This is a genomic window from Martelella radicis (genome assembly GCF_014196625.1).
In the GTDB taxonomy this organism is placed as follows: domain Bacteria; phylum Pseudomonadota; class Alphaproteobacteria; order Rhizobiales; family Rhizobiaceae; genus Martelella; species Martelella radicis.
On the sequence record NZ_JACIDZ010000001.1, the window covers coordinates 281135 to 306311 of the forward strand.

A 25177-nucleotide genomic window follows, 5' to 3' on the forward strand; every position below is an offset into this window, starting at 1 on the left:
AAGATGTCCCGCGCGCTGACGGCTTCAATCAGTCCTGGAGCTTTTCCCAGAAGCTCATGTCAATGATGTCATCGTAAGGCACGTCCTGCTTGAGGATATCTGCGCCCATGACGACGGCTTTGCCTGTTTCCCAGGCTTCCGGCTGGATGTCGCCGTCAGCACTCCACAGATCATCGGCGAAAGCGCGGTCGAGCGTGGATTTCAGCGCTGCAGGATCCATGGTCGGAAACTCGAGAGCGGCGATTTCGGCAGCCTCTTCCGGGTTGTCGTGGGTAAACTGCAGGCCGCGCGAGATTGCGCGCACGAAGCCTTCCACAAGTTCAGGGTCGTTTTCGATCGATTCCTGGCGAATATTCAGCGTCGAGTAGGTGTAGGGGCCGAGTTCCTTGGGAACATTGTAGAACGGCTCTTTCCAAAGGCCTTCCTCGATGCCGGCGGTGACCATGGGCTCGGACAGGACGCCGATATCGGCCTGCTTGGTCTTCAGCGCCGCCATGATGCCCGCTGTCGCAAGCTCCCGGAGCACCACATCCGACTGCGGATCGAGGTCGTTGCTTGCCAGAATGTAGCGGGTGATCGAGTTCGGCGTGCCGCCATAGGCGCCCGTGGCAATGGTCTTGCCCTTCAGGTAGTCGCTCATGCTTTCGCCTTCGGCCGGCTCCGGCACATCGGCGCGGGCGACCAGGTAGACATTGCCGCGATTGACGACGTTGACGACAGCACGCAGTTCCGCGCCCTTGGCCTTGGCGAAGGCGTTGTGTTCCGGTCCGCCGATAAAGGCAAAGGCCTGTTTGGTCAGGACGGCATTGGTATGCGCGCCGCCGCCTTCCGATGTCATGATCGTCGGCTCGATGCCTTCCTCGGCAAAGTAGCCATTGTGAACCGCCGCATACATCGGCAGATAGCCAAGGCTGTGAACGGGCTCGGCAATGACCATTTCCTCTGCGGAGGCGGCCCCCGAAAGAAAGGATGTCACCAGGGCGACAGCCGCAAATGTGGATTTGAGAAGCATCTTCATGTTTGTCTCCGGTTCTGGAAGTTGTTTTGAGTATTCCGGCGCGCCGACATATCTTCTTCTGGATAGGCTTTCCCGGCGCCCGCATTTGCCTGCCTTACGGCGGCAGGCGGTGCCTAGTGCACCACGCCCTTTCTCAGCCAGCTCTCCAGCCACGACACGGCGATATACATGACGATGGAGAGGGCGGAGAGAACGGCGACCGCGACCCATACGAGCGCGATTTCATAGGTCTGGCCGGCATAGAGGATGGTGCGGCCAAGCCCGTATTGGGAGGAAATGAATTCGCCGACAATGGAGCCCGTCAGCGCCAGGCCTATATTGACCCTGAGCACCGAGATGATCCACGGAAGGCAGGAGGGCACCACGAATTTGGTGAAGACCTGCCAGCGGCTGGCGCCGAGCGAATAGAACAGCCGTTCGGAATCCCGGTCCAGCGCCTTGACGCCCGAATAGGTGGTCAGCGTCGAGACGACGACGGTCAGCGCGATCGCGATGGCGACCTTCGACGCCAGTCCCATGCCGAAGATCAGCACCACCAGCGGCGCAAGCGCCAGTTTCGGCAGTGATTCAAAGCAGATGATATAGGGCTGGGCGATGGCGGCGTAGTTCTTCGACCACCAGAAGGAAAGGCCGATGGCCGAGCCGATCAGCGTGCCGAAGAAAAAGCCGAGCAGCGTCGAACGGAAGGTGAAGCTGATATCGACAAAGGCCGTGCCGCTGGCGAAGAACGTCTTGGCCGTGGCCCAGATCGCCGAGGGCTGCGACCAGAAGAAGGAATCGACGAAGCCGGTGCGCGCGCCGATTTCCCAGAAGGCTATCAGGGCGATGACGATGCCGACCTGTGCAAGCGCGATGGCCCATGTCGGCCAGACGCGTGACACGGGCAGTTTGCGATAGCCGCGCCGCGGCGTTGCTCCGGGCTGAAGTTTCGAGATGGTTTGTGCGAGGGCTTGTATCATTGTTCGGTGCCTTTCTGCGCTTACTCGGCGGCTTCGAGTTCGCTGTCCTCGGGCCTGGTGTCGAGCAGGTCGAGGCAATGATGCTTGAGGTCGATAAAGGCGGGTTCGACGACGATCGAACGCTTGCGGGGTCGCTCGAGCGGCGTCTCCATGCGTTTGACGATGCGCCCGGGACGCGTGCCCATGACGCAGATTTCGTCGGAGAGGTAGATCGCCTCATCAATATCGTGGGTGACGAAGATCACGGTCTTGTTGAAATCCGACCAGATCTGCAGAAGCCATTCCTGCATCTGGCGCTTGGTCTGCGCGTCGAGCGCGCCAAAGGGCTCGTCGAGCAGGACCACGTCATTGTCGAGAAGAAGGGTGCGCAGAAGTGCGGCGCGCTGGCGCATGCCGCCTGAAAGCGAATTCGGATACTGATTTTCAAATCCGCCCAGCCCGTAGCGCGCGAGATAGGGGTGGGCGCGTTCTCGGGCCTGACGGATCGGCATGCCCTGGATCTCCATGCCGAGCGCCACATTGTCGAGAACGGTGCGCCATGGAAGAAGCAGGTCCTTTTGCAGCATGTAGCCGACCCGGCCGATCTGGCCGGTCGCGTCCTCGCCGTCGATCAGGACGCGACCCGTTGTCGGCGGCTGGAGGCCGGCGACAATGTTGAAGATCGTGCTCTTGCCGCAGCCTGACGGTCCGATAAGGCTGATGAACCGGCCTGCAGTAACGTCGAGGTTTACGGGGGCCAGAGCCTGGAACGGTCCGTCCTTGGTCTCGAAGACCATTGATAGATTTTCCAGACTCAGTTTTGCATCGGGGTACATTTCAATCTCCATGATCGGCGCCGCTGGCCTTGCTATCAGCCCGGCTATTGACGATGCGGACTTGCTGGCAGAAACCCTGCAAGAGCTGTGCCACAATGGAAAAGTATATGTTTTTCAGATGGTTAATTGTTTTTCGATGCGCTCAGGCGAGTGGCAATCTCAAGGGATACCTGCTGTCTTCCTTGGATAGGGCGAAAGCAGCAGACGGGCGCCAGGCGGATGACTATCGTCTGAGCAGTCCTGAACATCTTGATCGATGTCGATTCTGATGTATTTGCAATGACTTGGATGGTGAAATTAGCCAAGCTAATGGCTAATTTTTATGCTTGATTAAAAAATAGACTTCGCTTGTGTCTGCGGGCAATCGATACAGCCGCGATCCACCCGCCAGACTGGCTCGCTAAGGCTCAAGTTCGATGATTGCGTCCACTTCCACCAGCGCGTTGGCGGGCAGGCTGGAGACGCAGACGGCAGTACGGGCGTGGCGGCCGCTATCACCGAACAGGTTGATAAAAAGCTCCGATGCTCCGTCCGCTATCTTGGGGCCATCCGGAAAGCCGGATGGCGCGGAGACAAAGGCACCGAGACGCAGGACTGAAGCCACGTTTTCAAGAGAGCCAGCCGCCGCTCTGGCGTTGAAGAGCAGATTAAGAGCGCACATCTCTGCGGCCCTCTTGGCTTCCTCAAGGTCGTAGTCCTCGTACACGGGGCCGAAATACTGCGGCACACCGTTCCATTCACAGATCTGCCCTGCGAGAAACAGCAGGTTGCCGCTGCGCTTGTACGGCAGAAAATTGGCGCGGGATGGGGATGAGGAAGGCAGCTCCAGGCCCAGTGCCTTCAGTTTCTTCTCGATTTCAGAGGTTTCCAAGCGTGTCTCCTTTTATTGTCTGACTTGGGGGTAAATGGCTGTTGCGCTGATACGAGCAAAAACCATGCCGGAATTCTTTTCCGGTGGTGATCGGCGGTGTCGAGCAGAAAGCCCGGCTCCTCGTGCTCGATCTTCCGCATAGCGACGGTGGCTCCTGTCGCGGGCTTATCCGGCGGCGGTAGCCGAGGCCTGGGTCGATGGCCACGTCCATGCGTTCGCCTTTTTCGGGGCCGTGCCGCAATCGATCGTCTATGACGACGACCGCTGCCTTGTGGCGAAGATCCTGCCTGATGGCACGCGCAAGCGGGCGACGTTGTTCAGCGGGTTCCTGTCCCACGACCTGATCCGGGATCGCTATGGCCGCCCCGGCAAGGGCAACGACACGGGGAATGTCGAGGCCTTTCTGGAAGAACAGTGCCGCAAGCGCCAGGGTGACAGGCTGCGCGGTGAGAGCGAGACGATCGCTGAACGGCTGCAGCGCGATCTGGCAGCTATGCAGACCTTGCCAGCCTCGCCCTTTGACGCCTTCGATCAGGCCAGTGCCAGACCTCAATGGATGTCGTCAGGGGCTTTCACTGGCCTTGACCAGACACGCCGCAAGCCTTTCCGGGTTGGGCGCAAAGCCGTGGCCGGGGCGGTCCGGTGCTTTTGCCTCTCCGGGGCCGCTCAGGTGGATCGGGGGCTCGGCCATATCCTTTGCGTAGAGCCGGCCTTCCGGAAAGATGTCGGCGGCATAGGCCAGACCCGGCAATGTCGCCAGCGCCATGGAAACACCCTGGCCGACACAGGATTCCAGCATGCCGCCGATCCAGCAGGGGACGTCGCGTTCAATGCATAGGGCGTAAATTGCAAGCGCATTGGTCAGTCCGCCCACGCGACCGTGCTTGATGTTGATCCAGCGGGCCGCGCCGAAATCGAGTGCCTGTTGAGCGCGCTGGAGGGAAATGATGCTCTCGTCAAGACAGATCGGCGTTTCAAGCTGCGCCTGCAACCAGGCGTGGTCGAGAAGGTCGTCGCTTGAAAGCGGCTGTTCGATCATTGTCAGGCCAAGCGTGTCGAGTTCGCGGAAAAGCGGCAGGTCGTCGCGGGAAAAGCCGCTGTTGCAGTCGATATGCAGCACAGCGTTGGGAAAGGCCTCGCGCACGCTGCGAACCATTTTGGCGCCGCTATCGGGCCGGAATTTCATCTTGATGCGCGAGAAGCCCGCATCCACCGATTTCTGAACATCGGACAGAAGTTTCTCCATACTGTCCTGTACGGGGATATCCGCGCCCACTTTCACGGTTGCACTCTTGCCGCCGATCATCTGCCAGAGCGGCATGTCGCGGCTCCTGGCGAGAAGGTCCCAGAAGGCCGTGTCGATGGCGGCCTTGGCAAACTGGTTGCCCTTGAAACGCGAGAGCATACGCTGAAGCGTTACGGCATCCTCGATGTCCTGACCCTCGAGGAGTGGCTTGAAGATATCGCGGATGAGATAAAACAGCCCGCTTGCCCATTCAGCACAGAATTCCGGTGCGGCATAGGGGGCGGCTTCGCCCCAGCCGACAAGATCGCCGCTCTGGATGCGAACCAGCACGCTGTCGATTACCGTTTCCTCGCTGAACGACGTTTTCCACGGCGCGATCAGGGGCATGGCCACATGAAAAACGTCTATTTTATCGATGCGCAATGACACACCCTCCTGCATTCAGTTTCTGTTCTTGTCCGGTGTCAGTTGCTGCTGTCGAGCTCGCCGAGCAGGTCCATCATTTCTTCAATGCGGACCAGGCGCTGTCGCGCCGGCTTGCCGCCAATTTCATTGGCCTGCGTGCAGATGAAATTGATCAGGCTGATTACCGAAGCGTAGCTGTCGAAAAGCGAGGTGCCGCGCACGTGGCAAGCCAATGTCCAGGTCGCATATTTGGTGGTTGATACCGCGCGCCGATCGGTAATGTAGGCGATCGGCACGTTCTGCCTTTGCAAGAGCGCCATGGTTTCTCCCAGCGCACGGGCGCGACGGCGCAGGCCGACCGCAAAGACAAGATCGTCTTCTCCCAGGTCCGACATATCTTCCATGAGCATCTGGCCAGCGCTTGGAAGAACCGTAACCTGCGGCCGGGTGTTGATCATCAGGCGCCGGGCATAGGCGGCGAAAAAATGGCTGTTGCGGAAACCAAGGCAGACGATCCGCTTGGCTGATACGATTTTTTCAGCCACGGCGAGCGCTGTTTCCTCATCGATATTGGCAAGGGTCTGGCGCATGCAGTCGATGTCTTGCTCGAAATGGGCCGCGAGCAGGCCGGTCTTCTCAGCCTCGTCCTTCTTTCGACCCGAGGTCAGGAAAATCGGATCGCCGGTCGACTGGGCGTGGCGAATTTCCTTCTGCATGTCGCGAAAATCATTGTAGCCCAGACGTTTGACGAAGCGCGTCACCGCCGCCTTGGATGAGCCTGCCAGATCCGCCAGTTCGGTTGCCGAGCAGACGATGACGTCGCCCGGATATTCAAGAACACGGTCCGCCAGCACCCGCTCGCTGCCCGGCATGCTCTCGTAGGCCGCCTTTATCCTGCGCTCGAAAGCGCGGGGCTGCAGAGGGTTGGTTTTATCATTCGTCATGGTCGTCTCGCCTGCTTCGTCTCGTCCGGGCCGGACTGCTTTGCATTAAAACATTTTTTTTAAAACGTTGACAAACTAAAAATTCAGTATCAGTCTTCGTTTTGTGTGGCGGCGCACAATAAATCTAGCACTCAAAAATAAATGCGGAACAGCTCGAATAAGGAGACAGCGAATGTCTGGCAGTAAGACACTGGCCATGGCCGGTATCATTTTAATGGGGGTAGCAGCTCCCGCCGCCGCGAAGGATATCGTGTGGGCGCGCGATGGTGATATCGATTCACTTGACCCGCACCGCGCGACTTCAACCCTTTCCCGTCAGGTCTGGTACCAGATCTATGACTCGCTGCTCGAGTTCAACGACGATGGCGAACCGGTGGCAAACCTTGCGACAAGCTGGGATGTTTCCGATGACGGCAAGGATGTCACCTTTCACCTGGCCGACGACATCGTCTGCCATGACGGTACGCCCTTCAACGCTGACGATGTGCTCTGGACGGCCAATCGTGCACTCGGCGATGATAATCCGAGCCTGACCAAGGCAAGCTGGGGTCCGATCACATCGGTCGACAAGATCGACGATCTCACCGTGAGCTTCAAATTCTCCGAGCCCTTCGGCGCCTTCGTGCCGTTCATGGCCGACCAGTTCACCTCCATGCTGTGCGACAGCAATGCGGATGCCGAAGGCTTCGGTGTTTCAACCGCAATCGGCACGGGTCCGTGGAAATTTGCGAGCTGGACCAAGGGCTCGGAAATCGTTCTCGACAAGAATGCCGACTACATCAACCGCGGACGTCCGGTCGACAATCCCGGCGCTCCCCTGGCTGACCGGCTGGTGATCCGCACCATTCCCGAAGCGCAGACCCGCGTTGCCGGCCTTCGTACCGGCGAACTGAACGTGATTGCGCCGCCGATCCAGGAGGTGAAGGCGCTGCAGGATGATGACGCGGTCGATGTGCATGTCGCCACCGGCACGGGTCAGAACATGTTCATCCAGTTTGCGGTTAACCGTCCGCCCTTCAATGATGCGCGCGCCCGTCAGGCCGTTTCCCACGCGATCAACAAGGATATGGCCATTCAGGTCGTCTACGGCGATCTCGTCGAACGTCAGTATTGCCCGATCTCTCGGGGCGTCTTCGGCAATGATCCGGAATTCTGCAAGCAGTATGACCAGGATTACGATCCGGCAAAGGCGAAGGAACTTCTGGCCGAACTCGGATACGGTCCCGACAACCCGATGGAGGTGACGCTTGCCACATGGACCGGCGACAGCCGCGAGCGCATGCTGCAGATGCTTCAGAACCAACTGGCCCAGGTTGATATCGTCGCCAATATCGAAGTCATGGATATCGGTACGCTGAATGCGCGCGATACGCAGGAGAACGAAAAGACCGAAGGTCCCGGCTACATGGACCTGATGGGCTGGACCTGGTTCGACCCGGACCTCCTCTATCTGCTCTGGCATTCGCCGGGTGCCTATCATGGATTCCACACGCCGGAACTCGATGCGCTTCTGGAAGACATGCGCACGACGGTCGATCCTGATGCCCGTGAAGAGGTTGTCCACCAGGCCTTCAAGATCCTGCTTGAAGAAGCAGGGCAGGTGCCGATCTACACGCCCGGCTGGTCGTGGCTCTATGCCGTCTCGGCCAATACACCGGGCTTCAAGATCGGCCCTTTCAACCGGGCTGAATTCGCCGCCATGCAGCCCTGATTGAAGCGCGGACGGGACTGAAGTCCCGTCCGCACTCTTTTCTTCCTATCGGAGAACCGCCATGAGCCGCTACCTGCTCCAGCGATGTCTTGCCGCGCTGCTCACGATCTGGGTCACCACAATTGCCGTTTCGATGCTGATCCATCTGGTGCCGGGCAATCCAGTCCAGATCATGTACGCGCAATCTCAGGGTACAACGCCTGAACAGCTGGAAGAAGTCCGCCAGCGCCTCGGCCTCAGCGATCCGCTGGTCGTCCAGTATTTTCATTACATGGTGCGCGTCTTCCACGGAGACCTTGGCTATACGATCCGCGGCGAGCAACCTGTACTGCCGCTGCTTCTGGAACGTCTGCCAAACACGCTGGCGCTAACGGGTGCAGCGCTTCTGATTGCCTGCGTCATCGGCCTGACCTTCGGTTTTATCGCCGCCTACAAGCGTGGCAGTTGGCTTGATACGACGCTGATGACATCGGCCATTCTCGGCGTTTCGATGCCGCATTTCTGGCTTGGGCTCATCCTGCTGTTTTTCTTTGCCGTGCGGCTTCACTGGTTTCCGGTGGCGGGCAATGGCGTTGAAAACCTCATTCTTCCGGCACTCACACTCGGCATTACCAATGCGGCGATCATTGCTCGTCTCACACGCTCGTCGATGATTGATGTGTTCGATCAGGAGTTCATCCGCACCGCACGCGCCAAGGGCCTGCCGAAAGCCATGGTGCTCTATGGCCATGCGCTGCGCGCCGGGCTGGTGCCGATCGTCACCATGATCGGCCTGCAGTTCACCTACATGATGGGCGGCGCCATCGTGGTCGAGAATGTCTTCGGCTGGAACGGCGTCGGTCGCATGGCGATTCAGGCGATCTTCCAGCGCGATTATCCGCTGATCCAGGGCTTTATCCTGATGTTCGCCTGTGTCGTGGTCGCGGTCTCGCTGATCATGGATGTTATCTATGCGTGGCTTGATCCGCGTATCCGCTACTGAGGAGACGGCGATGAACAAGCGCATGAAAACAGCCCTTGCCGTTGCCTCGGCGGCCGGTCAGCACAGCCATTCGATACCAGATACGCCGGGGCCACTCAGCGTCTTCTTCCGTAGCCTTTATGCGGTGCTCAGTGCGGCAACAGCCAATCGGGGCGCAAAGGTCGGACTTTTTCTCGTCCTGGCGCTCATATTCGTGGCTATCTTCGCACCTTGGATTGCGCCCTATCCTGCCGATCAGATGGGGGCGGGCATGGCGCTGTTGCCGCCCAACGCAGACTACTGGTTCGGCACGGATGAGTTCGGTCGCGACATGTTCTCCCGCGTGGTTTATGGCGCGCAGCTCACCATCCAGGTGGGCCTGATCGCCGTCGGCATATCGCTGACCATCGGTACGCTGACCGGCCTTGTCGCCGGGTATGCGGGCGGCTGGACCGAGCGCGTATTGATGCGCCTTGTTGATGTGGTTTTCTCGTTCACGGAAACGCTGATTGCACTGGCCGCCGTTGCGGTGCTTGGTCCGAGCCTGACCAATGCGATGATCGCAGTCGGTATCGCGGCCATTCCGTTTTACGCTCGCGTTGCCTATTCGGTGACGCTGGTGGAGCGTAACCGCGCCTATTTCGATGCCGCCTATGTGGCTGGCGCCGGACATTTGCGGCTCATCTTCCGCCATCTTCTGCCGAACATCATTCCGCCGTTGATCGTGGTGGCAACGCTCGGTGTTTCCTCGGCCGTGCTGGCGGCAGCGGGCTTGAGCTTTCTCGGTCTCGGCGCACAGCCGCCATCGCCGGAATGGGGGGCGATGCTCTCGGCAGGGCGCGACTATTTCAATCAGGCACCGTGGATCATGATCTTCCCCGGCGTCGCAATCATGGTCGTGGTTCTGGCCTTCAATCTGCTTGGTGACGGTGTGCGCGAAGCGCTCGATCCGAGGCAGAAATGATGCGGGAGAGCGATATGGCAGTTATGCAAGCTAAAGCGACCCATGCACGTCAGGCCGATACCGTGCTGGCCGTTGAGAACCTGCAGACCGAGTTCAAGACGAAAGCCGGTATTGCGCGCGCTGTCGATGGGGTTTCCTTTGCGCTGAAAGCCGGAGAAATTCTCGCTATCGTCGGCGAAAGCGGGTCGGGCAAGAGCGTAACATCGCTGTCGATCATGGGGTTGATTCCGAACCCTCCGGGCCGGATTGCCGGAGGCCGGGTGCTGTTTGATGGCAAGGACCTTACGACACTTTCCGACCGGGCTTTGCAGGACCTGCGCGGCGCTGATCTTTCTATGATCTTTCAGGAGCCGATGACCTCGCTCAACCCGGTGCTCAGCATCGGCCGTCAGATGACGGAGGGCATCAAGCAGCATCTCGGCATGAATTCGTCGGAGGCGCGCGAACACGCGATCAAGATGATGAAGCGGGTCAGTATCCCGGCGCCGGAACAGCGGCTGAAGGAATTTCCGCACCAGTTTTCCGGCGGCATGCTGCAGCGCATCATGATCGCCATTGCCATGTCGTGCAATCCGAAGGTCCTGATCGCCGATGAGCCGACGACCGCACTCGACGTCACCATTCAGGCGCAGATCCTCGACCTGATGAAGGAACTGCGCGACAATACAGGTACGGCTATCGTACTGATCACCCATGATATGGGCGTGGTCGCGGAAATGGCCGATCGGGTAATCGTCATGTATGCCGGACAGAAGATCGAGGAGGCGCGGGTTGACGACCTGTTCCGCCGGCAGCGCCACCCTTACACGATCGGCCTTTTGGGCGCGCTCCCAAAGCTTGGTGAGGCCGGCGAAGTCGGCGATACCGAGTTGCAGGAAATACCGGGTGTGGTGCCGCCACTGACAGATCTGCCGCCCGGCTGTCGCTTTTCCGACCGCTGCCGCTTTGCCACCGACAAGTGTCGGAGCGAAATGCCGGTCTTCGAAGCCAAGGCACCGGATCATTTCGCCGCCTGCTGGCATTCAGATGCGCTGGAGACCCAACCATGAGTATGCAATCCGTTCTCACCGTCGATAGTCTGGCGAAGCGTTTTCCGGTGCGCGGCAAGGGCTTTGTGAATGCAGTCAATGGTGTTTCCTTCGATATCGCACCCGGTGAAACGCTCGGACTCGTCGGCGAAAGCGGCTGCGGCAAATCCACTGTCGGCAAGATGATCATGAAGCTGCATGAACCTTCCGACGGCGCGATCATGGTGCATGGCAAGAATATTGCCGGGCTTTCCCGCAAGCTGATGAAGCCGGTGCGCCGCCAGGTTCAGACGATCTTTCAGGATCCCTATGGGTCGCTCAACCCGCGCATGACGGCTGGGGCGATTGTCGGAGAGCCACTGAAAATCCACGGGCTCGCTTCAGGTCGCGAACTGACGAAAAAGGTTGCCGAAACTTTCGAGAAAGTCGGGCTGCGTCCCGATCAGATGACACGGTTCGCCCACGAATTCTCCGGCGGCCAGCGTCAGCGCCTCTCCATAGCAAGGGCCCTGATCGTCGAGCCGGAGGTAATCGTTGCCGATGAACCGGTTTCCGCGCTTGATGTCTCGATCCAGGCATCTGTGATCAATCTTCTGATTTCGCTGCAGAAGGAAATGGGCCTGTCGCTACTGTTCATCTCGCACGATATGAGCGTGGTCGAGCATATCAGCCACCGTGTTGCGGTGATGTATCTCGGGCGGATCGTCGAGATCGGGCCGCGCAAGACCTTGTTCGCCAGCCCGCAACATCCCTATACGCAGGCGCTTCTCTCGGCCGTTCCCGTTGCCGATCCGTCTGCCCGAAAACGCGAGCGGATCGTGCTCAAGGGGGATGTGCCGAGCCCGGTAAACCCGCCGTCTGGTTGCCATTTTCATACGCGCTGTCCGATTGCCGAGGACATTTGCCGCCAGAAGGTCCCGCCGTTGAAGCGCGTGGCATCCGGCCAGAAGGTCGCCTGCCATTTGCGCGAGGGTGTTGAAGCCGGAAAGATCGGTGCGGCATGACCATCGGCATTGGCGCAATGGGCCCGCAAGCGGGACTGGCGGTCTTTCGGGCATTACGGGCGGCTGAACGGGTCGGAACCGGTTCGATCGGCGGGTTTGCGGTCTTCGCCGCGATCACTGCTGACGGCCGGTTGCTGCGGGCCGAAACCCAGCGCGGCGGCACGTCGACGCTTTTTACCGAAGGCGAGATGACAGGCCCATTGCCGTCGACCGAAATCGCCGACGCGCCATGCGCCGCCGTCATCTCAAGCGGTCCCGACCGGCCTGCGCCGCTTATGCAGTTTCTGGCAGCGGATGCGGATACCGGCCTTGTCACCGGCCACCGTCTGCCAAACGCCTATTCTGTGTCCGGACTGCCGCTCAATCAAGCCGTGCTTGCCGAGATGAACGCCGGCGCGATAGCGGCCGACGCGCTGAAAAAGGTTCTAGATGAAAACGCTGACCGTGATGTCGGAATGATCGCGCTTGGGCCAGGCTGCGGCCTTGCTGCACGCAACAGCGCGTTCGTCGGCAAAAGGCCGGACCTGGGTTCCGCGCGGCGCGTTCGTGGCGAGGCCTGCGTCGAGGTGCTGCACAATGCCATCGCGCCGCATCAAAGCCTGGCCGCTCTTGTCGCCGATATCGCGCTTGACGTCATGGCACCGCTTTACACGCCGACAGGCACCATAATAGTCAATGCCGGAACGCCGCTTGTTGCTGCTGACCGGCATCGCATCATTGTCGACGGCGACTGTGTTGTTCAGAGTATCGAAACGGACGCCCACTATCTGCTGTCGGGACGATGGAATTGCGCCGCGCTCTATCTGGGCGCACCGGTTGTGCAGGACGGGCGCATCATTGGCCATACCACCGCTGAACCGAATGTGGTTGTCGATGGTGGTGCGGTCGTGAGCCTCAGCGGCAAGCAACAGTTCTCGATCCCGTTTTCGGCTCCGGCAAGCGCAAAGAAATGACCTCAACCACGCTCAACCATCTCGAAAAGCTTATCGGTTTTCCGTCCGTCTGTACCGCCGCCAACTATACGGATATCGCAGACTACATCGTCGACCATCTGGCCGGTATCGGCTTTGCCTGCCATAAGCTGCCTGATCCGACGGGCACGCGAGCCGGTATATTCGCAACCTCTGATCCGGGCGCTCCGGACGGTGTCATGTTGTCGGCACATCTTGATGTGGTGCCGGTGGAAGGTCAGCCTTGGCGCTTCGATCCTTTCGCGGTGACGGAGCGGGACGGGCGGATTTACGGACGTGGAAGCTGCGACATGAAAGGCTTTGCCGCCGCCGCGCTCGCCGCCGCCGACAGAGCGGCAATGATGGAACTGGCTCAGCCGCTGAAGCTCGCCTTTTCCTATGACGAGGAGCTTGGTTGCATCGGTATTGCCAACATGATCGGCGAGCTCGATGCGGCCATTGGCAAACCTGCGATCTGCATTGTTGGTGAGCCCACCCGCATGCAGCCCGTCATCGGCCACAAGGGCAAGACCTCCTACCGCGTCACATTCGAGGGCATGGCCGGACATTCCGCCTCCGCCCCGAAATTCCTCAATGCGCTGCATCCGGCCGGTGATTTTCTGGCGATCCTGCGGCAGGTTCAGGCCGATCTTGCGCAAAACGGCGCGCAGGACGCCGCCTATGGCATTCCCTTTTCCACGGTGCACGCCGGACTGTTTTCCGGCGGCACGGCGCTCAACATCGTGCCCGACAAGGCGGTCATGGAATTCGAGATCCGGCATCTGGCCGGTGAAAAGCCGGAGGGTATTCTTGCACGCTTTGCAGCCGCGGCCGGCAAGCTTGAAGAGGCGTATCGCTCGCAATTCGGTCAGTGTTCGATTGTGATCACGAACACGAATGCCTATCCGGGCTTTGATGCGAAACCGGATGATCCCGCCGTTGAAATGATCGCTGCCACAGGCGGGAAGGGAACGTGCGGCAAGGTCGATTTCGGCACGGAGGCCGGCTTCTTCCAGTCAGCGGGCATTGCGACCGTGGTTTGCGGACCGGGCGACATGGCGCAGGGGCACAAGGCGGACGAATTTGTGGAACGCTCGCAGCTTGAAGCCTGTGACACGATGCTTGACGGGGTTCTGCGGAGGCTTGCTGCTGGACATAGCTGAGCAATCTGCCGGTCCGCTCTCAGGCTTCCCTGTTTGACTTTTGCAGATGAACCTGTGCGGGCACAACCAATCGCTGACGAGCGTTGAGGAACACGAAAGTCATCTTCTTGTCGCGGGATGTCAGAGTTTTTTAGGCTACGTCGTGATCGCCACAACCATGAAGGCGGCTCGGCAACACCGCCAAGCAGTGCCGCGGCCCCCTGCGGCTCGCTTCTCTGCACATCGACCGTTTCAATACGCGAGAGATATGATCTCGGATATATCGATCTGGAACAGAGAACATTGCAGACAATCGACAGCCCGCTCGGCTCGAGGATGTCACCCATGTCCTAGGTACATTCTGTTATCTATGTCTTCGGGCTGCACAGACGATGTGATGGCGGAGGAGGTGGGATTCGAACCCACGGTACGCTTTCACGCACGCCGGTTTTCAAGACCGGTGCCTTAAACCGCTCGGCCACTCCTCCGCAAAGGGCTGCGCTGCCGGTCCGCAGCTTTGGCGGGCGTCCCGGATGCAGCGTTCCGCGCTTTATCACCGCTTTCTTGCAACGGTCAATGCTGTATCAGGCGACAGATGCCAATATGCTGACCTGGAGCCTGTGGTTGTCGCGCTTACGGCAATTACGGGTTGAATAGGGCGGTTGAATTTGCTACGCGCCATAAAGAGGCCACGAAGTCTCCCCATAGGGGACGATATCCAAATTTCAAGATGGCGGTTTCAGGCGATGTTTTTCCGCTGGCCGGTCAAGACAAATGGAAGAATTGCTGGCATGAGAGAATTCCGGTTATCCGCTTCGGTCGCAATGTTGGCCGTGACAGCCATGCTGAGTGCTTGCACGACCACCGGAGATACATCCGACAAGACCAAGGATGACGTCAAGGAAACCACGGAGACCGCCGCGAAAAAGACGGCGACTTCCGCCAGTCTCGGCTATCAGAAGATCGGCAAGCCCTACCAGGTGAAGGGCAAGTGGTACACGCCCAAACATGTCGAGGAATATTCCAAGGAGGGGCTCGCCTCCTGGTACGGTCCGAACTTCAACGGCGGGCGCACCGCCAATGGCGAGACCTACGACATGAACCACCTTTCGGCGGCCCACAAGACGCTGCCGCTGCCGAGCTATGTGCGCGTCACCAACAAGAAGAATGACAGCTCCGTCATCGTGCGCGTCAACGACCGCGGGCCCTTTGTCTCCGGCCGGATCATCGACCTGTCGAAAAAGGCGGCGGAAATGCTCGACATGACCCATGAGGGCGTTGCCGATGTGCGCGTCGACTATATCGGTCCCGCGCCGCAGTCGCCCGATGACATGGACTATCTTCTCGCTTCCTTTGAAAAGAAGGCCGTGCCGGAAGGCGTCGATCCCGGCCGTTTCGGCGAAGCCGGGGTTCAGGTTGCGCAGGTTAAGACGAAGCCTTCGGCCGAGCCTTCCAACACGCTGTTGGCCCTTGTCGAGAACAAGGCCGAGAAGAAGCCGGCGGCGACGACCGCCAACATGAAGGTCGCGGCAGTCGCCTCCGCAAAGGCGCCGCAGGAGGCGCTGGCGCTCGTCGACAGCGCGCCGGATGCGCCGACAAGCGCTGCCGGCAAGGCGGCGGAATCCATCCTGACGGACGATGCGAGCCTGCCCGTCGTCGCTCCCATTCCGTTCAAAAAGTAGGGTCCTGCGCCCGCAGGGCTTTTTCCGGCCGCCGAATTCCTCTAAACCGGCGATGGTCGGGACAAAGGCAACGGGCGGCATGACTGAACAGGGCATTTTCATCAGTTTCGAAGGCGGGGAAGGCGTCGGCAAATCGACGCAGATCCGCTTGCTCGCCGAACGCCTCGGCAAGCTTGGCCATCAGGTGCGCGTCACCCGCGAACCCGGCGGCTCGGCCGGCGCGGAGGCCGTGCGCCATGTTCTGCTCTCCGGCGCCGCGGAGCCTTTCGGCGTCGGCATGGAGGTCCTGCTGTTTTCTGCCGCCCGCAACGATCACGTTGAGGAAATCATCCGCCCCGCGCTTGCCGCGGGAGAGATCGTGCTCTGCGACCGGTTCATGGATTCCTCGAGGGCCTACCAGGGCGCCTCCGGTGTGCTGGCACCGGAATTTGTTGCCACGGTGGAGCGGGTCGCCGTCAACGGCGTTCGCCCCGACCTGACGCTGATCTTCGACCTCGATGCTCTGGAAGGGCTGAAGCGGGTGCGCGGGCGGCTGCCGGAGACCGCGCTTGCCGGCGCGCCCGACCGTTTCGAGAAGGACGACATCGCCATTCACGAGGCGCGGCGGCAGGCGTTTTTAGGCATTGCCGAGGCCGAGCCTGAGCGCTGCCGGGTGATCGATGCCGCGGCCGCGCCTGAAAGGGTTGCCGAGGCGGTCTGGCGGGTTGTGTCGCAAGCCCTTGCCGCCCGCGATCTCGGGAGTGGCGCCGATGGCTGACGAGCTTCTTCTCGAAGGCGCCGTCGAGCCTTCGCGCAACCGCCATCTCTTCGGCCACGACGAGGCGGAAGCCTATCTCGCCCAGTCCTATCGCAGCGGCAAGGGGCATCATGCGCTGCTGCTGGAAGGGGCCGCCGGCATCGGCAAGGCGACGCTTGCCTTTCGCTTTGCCAACCACGTGCTGCACTTTCCCCATCCCGCCGATGCGCCGGACCTTCTGATCACGCCGGATCACGCTTCGCCGCTGACGCGGCAGATCATAGCCGGCGCATCGCATGATCTCCTGCACCTGAAGCGTCCGGTGGACGCAAAGAGCGGCAAGCTGAAGACGGCGATCACGGTGGAGGAGGTGCGTCGGGCAGGGCACTTCCTGTCCCAGACGTCGGGAACCGGAAATTGGCGCATCGTCATCGTGGATGCGGCCGACGACCTCAATCGCAATGCCGCCAACGCCATTCTGAAGATCCTCGAGGAGCCACCGAAGAATGCGATGTTCCTGCTGATCTCGCACGCGCCGGGCAGGCTTTTGCCGACAATCCGCTCGCGCTGCCTGCCGCTGCGCCTGCGCCCGTTGGCAGCGGACGACCTGAAGGCGGCGCTTGGCGCGCTTGGCCTTTCTGCGGGCGGACAGGATGAAGGGCGCATGGCGGCGCTTGCAAACGGCAGTGTCGCCGAGGCGCTGAAACTGGTCAATTATGGCGGGCTGGAGATCATCGATGCCTATGACGCCGTGCTGATGGGGACGCCCGCCGAGGCGCGCCTCGTCATGCACAAGCTCGCCGACACGGTGTCGAAGCGCGAGAACGAGACGATTTTCGATTTTCTGCTGGGCCATATCGACGGGGACATCAAGGTACGGGCGCGCGAGGCGGCGTTTTCGGGCAATCTCCGGCTCGCCGAACGACTGGCCGGCCTGTCCTCCGAGATCGAAGCCGATGTCACGGAGGCCGATGCCTATAATCTTGACCGCAGGCAGTTGGCGCTCGACCTGCTGTCGCGGCTGAGAACAACGCTTGAACCCTCAGGTGCCGACGCCTGACGCAGGTTTGACTTGATGCGCTGATGGAGGGGCGTTAAGACCGGTCTGATTTCAAGCACCGGTCCCGGTTTTCAGCGGATGCCGGCTTGCCCGCAATATCAGGAACGTCCCCGGAGCAAAGCGGCTCCGCGACAGCCATGCACACGGACAGCGGAATGAGCGACAACAACAAGTATTTCATCACAACGCCGATCTTCTATCCCAATGGCGCGCCGCATATCGGTCATGCCTACACCATGATCGCGACGGACGCCCTTGCACGTTTCCGCAGGCTCGATGGCATGGAGGTGCGTTTCCTGTCGGGCACGGACGAGCACGGCCAGAAGATGCAGCAGACCGCCGAGAAGGAAGGGATCGCCCCGATCGAGCTGGCGAACCGCAACTCCGCCGTCTTCCGCGGGCTTCTCTCCACGCTCAACTGCTCCAATGACGATTTCATCCGCACCACCGAGGAGCGCCATCGCAAGGCCGTGCAGGCGCTGTGGAAGCGCATGCAGGAAAACGGTGACATCTATCTCGGCAAGTATGGCGGCTGGTATTCGGTGCGTCAGGAGGCCTATTTCGACGAGGGCGAGACCACGCTCGGCGAGGACGGCGTGCGCCGCGAACCGCTCGGCTCACCGGTCGAATGGGTCGAGGAGGAAAGCTACTTCTTCAAGCTCTCGGCCTATGGCGAGCGGCTGCTCGAATATTACGACAATCACCCCGATTTCATCGGACCGGCGGAGCGCCGCAACGAGGTCGTTTCCTTCGTGAAGTCCGGCCTCAAGGACCTGTCGATCTCGCGCACCACCTTCGACTGGGGCGTGCCGGTGCCCGGCGACCCGGACCACGTCATGTATGTCTGGGTCGACGCGCTGACCAACTACATCACCGCGCTCGGCTTTCCCGATGAAACGGGGCCGATGTGGTCCTACTGGCCCGGCATTCATATCATCGGCAAGGACATCATCCGCTTTCACGCGGTCTACTGGCCGGCCTTCCTGATGTCGGCGGGCGTGGCGCTTCCGGAACGGGTCTATGCCCACGGCTTTCTTCTCAACAAGGGCGAGAAGATGTCGAAGTCCGTCGGCAATGTCATTGATCCCTTCAATCTCGTTGAACATTTCGGCCTCGACCAGATCCGCTATTTCATGCTGCGCGAGGTTTCCTTCGGCCAGGACGGCAGTTACAGCGACGAGGCGATCGGCACGCGCATCAATTCCGACCTCGCCAACGGCATCGGCAATCTCGCCAGCCGCTCGCTGTCGATGATCGCCAAGAACTGCGACGGCAAGATCCCGGAATGCGGGCCGCTGACGGCTGAGGACGAGGCTATGCTGGCCTCTGCCGACGGCGTCATCGAGACGGTGCGCGAGGCGATGGAAAAGTTTGCGATCCACAGGGCGATGGCGGCGATCATCGGTCTCGTCTCGGAGGCCGACCGCTATTTTGCCGGGCAGGAGCCCTGGGCGCTGCGCAAGACCGATCCGGGCCGCATGGCCACCGTCCTTTACGTCACGGCGGAAGTCGTGCGCCAGGTCTCGATCCTGCTGCAGCCGGCCATGCCGGCCTCGGCGGCGAAATTACTCGACCTGGTGTCAATTCCGGAAACAGAACGCGATTTCGCGCATTTGGGAAAGACGGGCCGGCTGAAATCGGGCACGCCGCTTGAAAAGCCGTCTCCGGTCTTCCCGCGTTACGTTGCGCCCGAGGAATAGGAATTCATGCTGATCGATAGCCATTGCCATCTCGATTTCCCCGACTTCGACGCCGAGCGTGACGCGCTGATAGCGCGGGCGAAGGACGCCGGCGTCGGGCAGATGGTGACAATTTCAACGCGCGTGAAGAAATTCGACCAGGTCGTTGAAATTGCGGAAAAATATGAGAACGTCTTTTGCTCTGTCGGAACCCATCCGGCCAACGCCGATGAAGAACTCGACATTGGCACGGACGAGCTCATTCGCCTGAGCGGCCATCCGAAAGTGGTGGCGATCGGCGAGGCTGGACTTGATTACCACTACCAGCCGGAAAAGGCCGAGGCGCAGAAGACCGGGCTGAGGCGGCATACCGCGGCCGCGCGCCGGACAGGTCTGCCGCTGGTGATCCATAGTCGCGATGCCGATGACGACATGGCCGCAATCCTGCGTGAGGAGACGGGCGAGGGCGCGTTTCCCTTCATCCTGCATTGCTTTTCGTCCGGCGCGGCGCTTGCCCAAACGGGCGTTGAGCTTGGCGGCTATGTGTCCTTCTCCGGCATCCTGACCTTCAAGAAATCCGATGATCTGCGCGCCATTGCCGCCGATGTGCCGATGGACCGTCTTCTGGTGGAAACAGATGCGCCGTACCTCGCGCCGACGCCCTTTCGCGGCAAGCGCAACGAGCCGTCCTATGTGGTAAACACCGCGCGGGTTCTCGCCGAGGTCAAGGGCGTCAGCGAGGCCGAGATCGCCGAGATCACCACCGAGAATGCGTTCCGCTGCTTCTCCAAGATGACGCGGGTCTGACCTTGGCCTACCGCCGCCGCTTCACCATTCTGGGCTGTTCTTCCTCGCCCGGCGTGCCGCGCATCACCGGCGACTGGGGCGCGTGCGATCCGGAAAACCCGAAGAACCGCCGCACGCGCACGGCCTTTCTCGTCGAGCAGTTCGCGCCTGATGGCGGGGTGACGACGGTGGTGATCGACACCGGACCGGATTTCCGCGAGCAGATGATCCGGGCAGGGGTAAAGCGCATCGATGCGGTGCTCTTTACCCATGCCCATGCCGATCACATCCACGGGATCGACGACATTCGCGGATATTTTCATGCGCAGCGCCAGCGTATCCCCGTCTACGCCGACGAGGCGACGATGGCACGCATTCTGGAAGGCTTTGCCTATTGTCTCGAGACGCCGAAGGGCAGCGCCTATCCGCCGATCGCGCGCGCCAATGTGATCGAGGATTTCGACAGCCCGGTCGAGATCGACGGGCCGGGCGGCAGAATGCGGTTCATGCCGCACCGTCAGCAGCATGGCGACATCATCTCGCTCGGCTATCGGCTGGGAAATGTCGCCTATTGCACGGATGTCAGCGATTTTCCGACCGATTCGATCGACAGGCTGCGCGCACTCGACCTGCTGGTGATCGACGCCCTGCAATACCATCCGCATCCGAGCCACCTGTCGCTGGGGCAGGCGCTCTCCTGGATCGAGCGTCTCGGCGCGCGTCGGGCCATCCTCACGCATATGCATATTCCGCTCGACTACGCCACGGTGGCGGGTGAAACGCCTGACCATGTGGAGCCTGCTTTCGACGGGCTGAGCGTTACATTCGACGTTGCCGACGACGCGATCTGAATTCCGATCTGCCGCAATAGACTTTTTTGCACGCCGCGCGTGCGGCCTCTCCGCAGGCCTGTATTTCCTGCGCTAAATGCGTGTTCTTGCAGCCTAAAATGCCTAAGACGAAAGTCTGTCAACCCCAGAAAACGGCAAATCCCTGTTGAAATTGGGGCCGATTTCTGCCCATTCTTTGTCCGATTGGAAAATTTGAGGTTGATTTAGGCAGCGCGAATTGCAGTATGAAGCCGGATTGCTTGAGAAGGCGCGCACAGGAATGCGGCCCGCGAGGTCCATAATGACAAGGGGACAAAATGGCTGAAAACCGGGGTGCTTCGGTTAAGTACGACAATGTTCAAAAAAGTTATGATGGCGAAAGCCTCGTTGTTAAGAAATTAAATCTGGATATTCCGCCGGGCGAATTTTTGACCATGCTCGGCCCTTCCGGCTCGGGCAAGACGACTTGTCTGATGATGCTTGCCGGGTTTGAACCTGCCACCTATGGCGAGATCTTTCTCAACGAGAAGCCCATCAATAACGTGCCGCCGCACAAGCGCGGCATCGGCATGGTGTTTCAGAATTACGCTCTGTTCCCGCACATGTCGGTTGCCGAGAACCTTGCCTTTCCGCTGCAGCTTCGCAACATGGGCGAGGCCGAGCAGGAAGAGAAGGTCAAGCGCGCGCTCGACATGGTGCAGCTTGGCAATTTCGGCGGTCGCCGTCCGGCCCAGCTTTCCGGCGGTCAGCAGCAGCGCGTCGCAGTCGCGCGCGCCCTGGTGTTCGATCCGGAACTGGTGCTGATGGACGAACCGCTCGGCGCGCTCGACAAGCAGCTGCGCGAGCAGATGCAGTACGAGATCAAGCATATCCACGAGAGGCTCGGCGTCACCGTCGTCTACGTGACGCATGACCAGACCGAGGCGCTGACCATGTCGGATCGCGTCGCCGTCTTCAATGACGGCGTGGTGCAGCAGCTTTCCGAACCGTCAATGCTGTATGAGGATCCGAAGAATTCGTTCGTCGCCCAGTTCATCGGCGAGAACAACAAGCTGAGCGGCACGGTGACCGAAATTCGCGGCAGCGAATGCTCCGTCAAGCTCGATGACGGCACGATGATCATCGCCGACAAGGTGAATGTCGATAATGTCGGCGATCGCACAACCATTTCGCTCCGTCCGGAGCGTGTCGAAATCGTTCCCACCGATGATCATGCCAACACCATTACCGGCACGATCGAGGAACTGATCTATCTTGGCGACCATATCCGCGTGCGCATGAATGTGTGCGGAAACGACGAATTCGTCGTCAAGGTTCGTAATCGCGGCGAACGCTGGGATCTCCACGAAGGCAAGCAGCAGACGATCGGCTTTGCCGCCGGCGACTGCAAGGCTCTCGATCCCGTCGCGTAACAGCAACTGCCGGTCCCCTTGACCGGCGGTTCTCCAAAATCCGGGCTTTGAAGGTCCGACAAATCATCTCGAAGAAGGGGAAGAAAGACTATGAAATCCAAGTCTATTATTCTTGCACTGGCGGCTACGCTCGCCACGTCGACGGCAGCTTATGCCGAACAGATGACCATCGTTTCGTGGGGCGGCGCCTACCAGGCTTCGCAGAAGAATGCCTACACGGATCCCTACATGGAAATGAATCCGGATATTGAAGTTGTCTGGGACGAATCCTCGAATGAGGCCGTGGCCAAACTGCGCGCCATGAACGAAGCCGGCAATGTGACCTGGGATCTGGTGGACGTCGTTGCCGCTGACGCCATGCGTCTTTGCGACGAAGGCCTCGCCATGGAATATGACCCGGACGAGCTGCTGGCCGATGCGCCCGACGGCACGCCGGCTTCGGAAGACTTCGGTGACCTGATCGTGTCCGATTGCTTCATTCCGCAGATCGTCTACTCGACGACGGCCGCTTACCGTCCCGACCTTCTCCCGGAAGGCGCGCCGGAACCGGAATCCATCTGCGCCATGTTCGACACCGAGACCTATCCGGGCAAGCGTTCGCTCGAGAAGCGTCCGATCAACAACATGGAATGGGCTCTGATCTGCGACGGCGTCGCCAAGGAAGACGTCTATGACGTTCTCGAAACCGAAGAAGGCCAGGACCGCGCCTTCGCCAAGCTCGACACCATCAAGGACGACGTGATCTGGTGGTCGGCCGCTGCCGAGCCGCCGCAGCTTCTCGCCGACGGCGAGATCGTCATGGGGTCGTCCTATAACGGTCGTTGGTTCTCGGCGATCGTTGAAGAGGATCAGCCCTTCAAGATGCTGTGGGACGCCCAGGTGTTTGACCTTGACGGCTGGATCATCCCGGCTGGCCTGCCGGAAGATCGTCTCGCGATGGTCAAGGATTTCGTGAAGTACGCGACCGACACCCAGCGTCTTGCCGACCAGGCTGCCTACATCTCCTATGGTCCGGCCCGTAACTCTTCGGCTCCTCTCGTCGGCAAGCATGCCGAACTCGGCGTCGAAATGGGTCCGCACATGCCGACCGCTCCGGAGAATTCGAAGAACGTCTTCGTCTACAACTACGAATGGTGGGCTGACTACCGCGATGACCTGGACGCCAAGTTCCAGTCCTGGCTGGTACAGTAAGGGCCATTTGCTCTGACCAGAGCGCGGAAGGGCCGGTTACGGCCCTTCCGCACCACGCATACCAAGGCCGCAACAGACGGTCGAGCATGATGGCCAAACGGCCGAACCAGCAAAAGAAGCGGGGACCATGAGCGACACGACCTCCAACACGGCGGAGAAGCTGACGACCTCCGACGGCAAGCCGCTGAAGGCAAGCCTGGCAAAGGCGCTGAGACGCCAGAAGATGCGCGCGCTGCTTCTGATCGCGCCGCTCCTGCTTTTTGTGCTGATTTCCTTTGCAGCACCGATCGTCGACATGCTGTTCCGCTCGGTGCAGAACGAGATTGTCCCCGAAACGCTGCCGCGCACGGTCACCGCGCTGGAAAGCTGGGATCCGGCTTCCGACCAGTTGCCCGATGAATTCGTGTTTGCCGCGCTGCGCGATGACCTGATCATTGCCGCCGAGCGCAAGCAGCACACAAGACTTGGCTCGCGCCTCAACTATGAAATGACCGGCATGTCGAGCCTGTTCCGCAAGACCGGGCGCCGGGTCGACGATTTCGGCGAGATCTTTACCGAACAGTTTGAAGACCTGAACGAGGCCTGGGTCGAGCCAGCCACATGGGTTTCCCTGATGGCCTCTGAAGACTGGATCGCGGCCCAGGCCGAATGGGCCGGCGCTGATGACGATACGGTTGCCGAACCGGCATTCGTGGTTTCCGAGGCGGCGAAGGAAGCGCTGCCGCGCACGGCGGAAATCTACGCCGGCTTCGCCGATGTCATCCAGACGGAAGACAATGACAGCCCGACGGAGGAGGAGCCGTGGAACCCCGTCTACGCGGCGCTTTATGACGACCTGATCGCCAATCCCGATGCCGCTGCCAACTATTCCGGCGCGACTGCCGAACTGCTGGCGACGGCTGCAGCGGCGGTCCCCGAATTCGAAGCGACCACCGCGCGCGAGGAATTTATCGATGCCGATGAGGACTGGGGCTCGCTTGATGTCTGGCAGACGCTTTATCGCTTCAAGGGCGCCTACACCGCCGGCTATTATCTCGCCGCGCTCGACGCCCAGATGACGGCCGACGGCATCAAGATGGTGCCTGATGATCAGCGCATCTATCTGCTGCTGTTCATGCGCACGCTGATCCTCAGCGTGGTCATCACCTTCTCCTGCCTTGTTCTCGGCTATCCGGTCGCCTTCCTGCTGTCGCATCTGCCGCTACGCTCTGCCAATCTGCTGATGATCCTCGTGCTTCTGCCGTTCTGGACTTCGCTTCTGGTCAGAACATCGGCGTGGAAGGTGCTGCTGCAACAGCAGGGCGTCATCAATGATATCCTTGTGTATATCGGCATCGTCTCCGATAGCGGACGGCTTGCGCTGATCAACAATGCGACGGGCACGGTCATCGCCATGACCCATATTCTGCTGCCCTTCATGATACTGCCGCTCTATTCGGTGATGAAGACAATCTCGCCGTCCTATGTGCGCGCGGCCAAGAGCCTGGGGGCGACCGACTGGACGGCCTTCTGGCGGATTTATTTCCCGCAGACCGTGCCCGGCATCGGCGCCGGCGCCGTTCTCGTCTTCATCCTGTCGATCGGCTACTACATCACGCCTGAACTTGTCGGCGGAACCTCCGGTATCTTCATCTCCAACCGGATCGCCTACCATATCTCGAGTTCTCTCAACTGGGGCCTGGCGGCCGCGCTCGGCACGCTGCTTCTGGTCGTGGTGCTGCTCTGCTTCGTCATCTACGACAAGCTTGTCGGCATCGATAATGTGAAACTCGGATAGGAGAGG

The 25177-nt window shown here is 60.2% G+C and carries 22 protein-coding genes, 1 tRNA gene and 1 pseudogene; 17 read left to right on the forward strand and 7 right to left on the reverse strand.

Annotated features, from left to right (window positions below; genetic code table 11):
- Positions 1-28 precede the first annotated feature (28 nt).
- The 4 genes from GGR30_RS01280 to GGR30_RS01295 all read right to left on the reverse strand — a co-directional run bounded on the left by GGR30_RS01280 (position 29) and on the right by GGR30_RS01295 (position 3663).
- Positions 29-1018 (reverse strand): ABC transporter substrate-binding protein, encoded by a 990-nt coding sequence (locus GGR30_RS01280; protein WP_183481471.1) that lies wholly within the window; start codon positions 1016-1018, stop codon positions 29-31.
- Positions 1019-1131: 113 nt separating this feature from the next.
- Complete coding sequence (locus GGR30_RS01285; protein WP_183481474.1) at positions 1132-1977, reverse strand: ABC transporter permease; 846 nt, start codon at positions 1975-1977, stop codon at positions 1132-1134.
- A 20-nt stretch (positions 1978-1997) separates the two neighbouring features.
- Complete coding sequence (locus GGR30_RS01290) at positions 1998-2753, reverse strand: ABC transporter ATP-binding protein (RefSeq protein WP_210287890.1); 756 nt, start codon at positions 2751-2753, stop codon at positions 1998-2000.
- A gap of 439 nt (positions 2754-3192) precedes the next feature.
- Positions 3193-3663, reverse strand: coding sequence for a RidA family protein (locus tag GGR30_RS01295; RefSeq protein ID WP_183481477.1), 471 nt, complete (start codon positions 3661-3663; stop codon positions 3193-3195).
- An 83-nt stretch (positions 3664-3746) separates the two neighbouring features.
- Between GGR30_RS01295 and GGR30_RS01300 the strand changes: the two are divergent.
- Positions 3747-4210: pseudogene (locus GGR30_RS01300) on the forward strand (IS21 family transposase); the annotation flags it as partial.
- Between the two features lie 15 nt (positions 4211-4225).
- Here the strand turns inward: GGR30_RS01300 and menC are convergent.
- Together menC and GGR30_RS01310 are read right to left on the reverse strand one after the other, a co-directional pair.
- Complete coding sequence (menC, locus tag GGR30_RS01305) at positions 4226-5332, reverse strand: o-succinylbenzoate synthase (protein WP_183481480.1); 1107 nt, start codon at positions 5330-5332, stop codon at positions 4226-4228.
- A gap of 41 nt (positions 5333-5373) precedes the next feature.
- The gene (locus tag GGR30_RS01310) at positions 5374-6258 is read right to left on the reverse strand and encodes a MurR/RpiR family transcriptional regulator (RefSeq protein ID WP_183481482.1); all 885 of its coding nucleotides are present in this window, start codon (positions 6256-6258) and stop codon (positions 5374-5376) included.
- Positions 6259-6430: 172 nt separating this feature from the next.
- Between GGR30_RS01310 and GGR30_RS01315 the strand changes: the two genes are divergently transcribed.
- From GGR30_RS01315 to argE, 7 genes are all read left to right on the forward strand, one after another.
- Positions 6431-7969 (forward strand): ABC transporter substrate-binding protein, encoded by a 1539-nt coding sequence (locus GGR30_RS01315; RefSeq protein ID WP_210287891.1) that lies wholly within the window; start codon positions 6431-6433, stop codon positions 7967-7969.
- Positions 7970-8030: 61 nt separating this feature from the next.
- Positions 8031-8951, forward strand: a complete 921-nt coding sequence (locus tag GGR30_RS01320) for an ABC transporter permease (RefSeq protein ID WP_183481485.1) — start codon at positions 8031-8033, stop codon at positions 8949-8951.
- 10 nt (positions 8952-8961) lie between these two features.
- Positions 8962-9894: a nickel transporter permease gene (nikC, locus tag GGR30_RS01325; protein WP_246413484.1), complete on the forward strand. Its 933-nt coding sequence runs from the start codon at positions 8962-8964 to the stop codon at positions 9892-9894.
- A gap of 14 nt (positions 9895-9908) precedes the next feature.
- Positions 9909-10943 (forward strand): ABC transporter ATP-binding protein, encoded by a 1035-nt coding sequence (locus tag GGR30_RS01330; protein ID WP_246413485.1) that lies wholly within the window; start codon positions 9909-9911, stop codon positions 10941-10943.
- Positions 10940-11926, forward strand: a complete 987-nt coding sequence (locus tag GGR30_RS01335) for an ABC transporter ATP-binding protein (RefSeq protein ID WP_183481488.1) — start codon at positions 10940-10942, stop codon at positions 11924-11926. The genes GGR30_RS01330 and GGR30_RS01335 overlap by 4 nt, the downstream gene beginning before the upstream one ends.
- Positions 11923-12879, forward strand: coding sequence for a DUF6963 family protein (locus GGR30_RS01340; RefSeq protein WP_183481491.1), 957 nt, complete (start codon positions 11923-11925; stop codon positions 12877-12879). The genes GGR30_RS01335 and GGR30_RS01340 overlap by 4 nt, the downstream gene beginning before the upstream one ends.
- Complete coding sequence (gene argE, locus GGR30_RS01345; RefSeq protein ID WP_183481494.1) at positions 12876-14039, forward strand: acetylornithine deacetylase; 1164 nt, start codon at positions 12876-12878, stop codon at positions 14037-14039. Before GGR30_RS01340 ends, argE begins: the two co-directional genes overlap by 4 nt.
- 377 nt (positions 14040-14416) lie before the next feature.
- On the opposite strand, the gene GGR30_RS01350 is transcribed toward argE, so the two are convergent.
- Positions 14417-14506: transfer RNA gene (locus tag GGR30_RS01350), tRNA-Ser, on the reverse strand.
- 354 nt (positions 14507-14860) lie between these two features.
- Between GGR30_RS01350 and GGR30_RS23515 the strand changes: the two genes are divergently transcribed.
- The 9 genes from GGR30_RS23515 to GGR30_RS01395 all read left to right on the forward strand — a co-directional run bounded on the left by GGR30_RS23515 (position 14861) and on the right by GGR30_RS01395 (position 25171).
- Positions 14861-15700, forward strand: a complete 840-nt coding sequence (locus tag GGR30_RS23515) for a septal ring lytic transglycosylase RlpA family protein (protein ID WP_281378093.1) — start codon at positions 14861-14863, stop codon at positions 15698-15700.
- Positions 15701-15779: 79 nt separating this feature from the next.
- Positions 15780-16457, forward strand: a complete 678-nt coding sequence (tmk, locus tag GGR30_RS01360; RefSeq protein ID WP_183481500.1) for a dTMP kinase — start codon at positions 15780-15782, stop codon at positions 16455-16457.
- The gene (locus GGR30_RS01365) at positions 16450-17496 is read left to right on the forward strand and encodes a DNA polymerase III subunit delta' (RefSeq protein WP_183481503.1); all 1047 of its coding nucleotides are present in this window, start codon (positions 16450-16452) and stop codon (positions 17494-17496) included. The genes tmk and GGR30_RS01365 overlap by 8 nt, the downstream gene beginning before the upstream one ends.
- A gap of 155 nt (positions 17497-17651) precedes the next feature.
- Positions 17652-19196 carry a methionine--tRNA ligase gene (gene metG / locus GGR30_RS01370; RefSeq protein WP_183481506.1) on the forward strand — a complete coding sequence of 515 codons (1545 nt, stop codon included), beginning with the start codon at positions 17652-17654 and terminating at the stop codon, positions 19194-19196.
- Between the two features lie 6 nt (positions 19197-19202).
- Entirely contained in the window at positions 19203-19982 is a 780-nt protein-coding gene (locus GGR30_RS01375; protein ID WP_183481510.1) for a TatD family hydrolase, read from the forward strand.
- A 2-nt stretch (positions 19983-19984) separates the two neighbouring features.
- Positions 19985-20812 carry an MBL fold metallo-hydrolase gene (locus GGR30_RS01380; RefSeq protein WP_183481513.1) on the forward strand — a complete coding sequence of 276 codons (828 nt, stop codon included), beginning with the start codon at positions 19985-19987 and terminating at the stop codon, positions 20810-20812.
- A gap of 296 nt (positions 20813-21108) precedes the next feature.
- Positions 21109-22203 (forward strand): ABC transporter ATP-binding protein, encoded by a 1095-nt coding sequence (locus tag GGR30_RS01385; RefSeq protein ID WP_183481516.1) that lies wholly within the window; start codon positions 21109-21111, stop codon positions 22201-22203.
- A gap of 90 nt (positions 22204-22293) precedes the next feature.
- Positions 22294-23394, forward strand: a complete 1101-nt coding sequence (locus GGR30_RS01390; RefSeq protein WP_183481519.1) for an extracellular solute-binding protein — start codon at positions 22294-22296, stop codon at positions 23392-23394.
- A 127-nt stretch (positions 23395-23521) separates the two neighbouring features.
- Positions 23522-25171, forward strand: a complete 1650-nt coding sequence (locus tag GGR30_RS01395) for an ABC transporter permease (RefSeq protein WP_183481522.1) — start codon at positions 23522-23524, stop codon at positions 25169-25171.
- Positions 25172-25177: the final 6 nt, after the last annotated feature.

Excerpts from the sequence above, each read along its gene's own strand:
- GGR30_RS01280 (WP_183481471.1), bottom strand. The coding sequence starts at position 1,018 with ATGAAGATGCTTCTCAAATCCACATTTGCGGCTGTCGCCCTGGTGACA.
- GGR30_RS01285 (WP_183481474.1), bottom strand. The coding sequence starts at position 1,977 with ATGATACAAGCCCTCGCACAAACCATCTCGAAACTTCAGCCCGGAGCA.
- GGR30_RS01290 (WP_210287890.1), bottom strand. The coding sequence starts at position 2,753 with ATGGTCTTCGAGACCAAGGACGGACCGTTCCAGGCTCTGGCCCCCGTA.
- GGR30_RS01310 (WP_183481482.1), bottom strand. The coding sequence starts at position 6,258 with ATGACGAATGATAAAACCAACCCTCTGCAGCCCCGCGCTTTCGAGCGC.
- GGR30_RS01315 (WP_210287891.1), top strand. The coding sequence starts at position 6,431 with ATGTCTGGCAGTAAGACACTGGCCATGGCCGGTATCATTTTAATGGGG.
- GGR30_RS01320 (WP_183481485.1), top strand. The coding sequence starts at position 8,031 with ATGAGCCGCTACCTGCTCCAGCGATGTCTTGCCGCGCTGCTCACGATC.
- nikC (WP_246413484.1), top strand. The coding sequence starts at position 8,962 with ATGAACAAGCGCATGAAAACAGCCCTTGCCGTTGCCTCGGCGGCCGGT.
- GGR30_RS01330 (WP_246413485.1), top strand. The coding sequence starts at position 9,909 with ATGGCAGTTATGCAAGCTAAAGCGACCCATGCACGTCAGGCCGATACC.
- GGR30_RS01335 (WP_183481488.1), top strand. The coding sequence starts at position 10,940 with ATGAGTATGCAATCCGTTCTCACCGTCGATAGTCTGGCGAAGCGTTTT.
- GGR30_RS01340 (WP_183481491.1), top strand. The coding sequence starts at position 11,923 with ATGACCATCGGCATTGGCGCAATGGGCCCGCAAGCGGGACTGGCGGTC.
- argE (WP_183481494.1), top strand. The coding sequence starts at position 12,876 with ATGACCTCAACCACGCTCAACCATCTCGAAAAGCTTATCGGTTTTCCG.
- GGR30_RS23515 (WP_281378093.1), top strand. The coding sequence starts at position 14,861 with ATGCTGAGTGCTTGCACGACCACCGGAGATACATCCGACAAGACCAAG.
- tmk (WP_183481500.1), top strand. The coding sequence starts at position 15,780 with ATGACTGAACAGGGCATTTTCATCAGTTTCGAAGGCGGGGAAGGCGTC.
- GGR30_RS01365 (WP_183481503.1), top strand. The coding sequence starts at position 16,450 with ATGGCTGACGAGCTTCTTCTCGAAGGCGCCGTCGAGCCTTCGCGCAAC.
- metG (WP_183481506.1), top strand. The coding sequence starts at position 17,652 with ATGAGCGACAACAACAAGTATTTCATCACAACGCCGATCTTCTATCCC.
- GGR30_RS01375 (WP_183481510.1), top strand. The coding sequence starts at position 19,203 with ATGCTGATCGATAGCCATTGCCATCTCGATTTCCCCGACTTCGACGCC.
- GGR30_RS01385 (WP_183481516.1), top strand. The coding sequence starts at position 21,109 with ATGGCTGAAAACCGGGGTGCTTCGGTTAAGTACGACAATGTTCAAAAA.
- GGR30_RS01390 (WP_183481519.1), top strand. The coding sequence starts at position 22,294 with ATGAAATCCAAGTCTATTATTCTTGCACTGGCGGCTACGCTCGCCACG.
- GGR30_RS01395 (WP_183481522.1), top strand. The coding sequence starts at position 23,522 with ATGAGCGACACGACCTCCAACACGGCGGAGAAGCTGACGACCTCCGAC.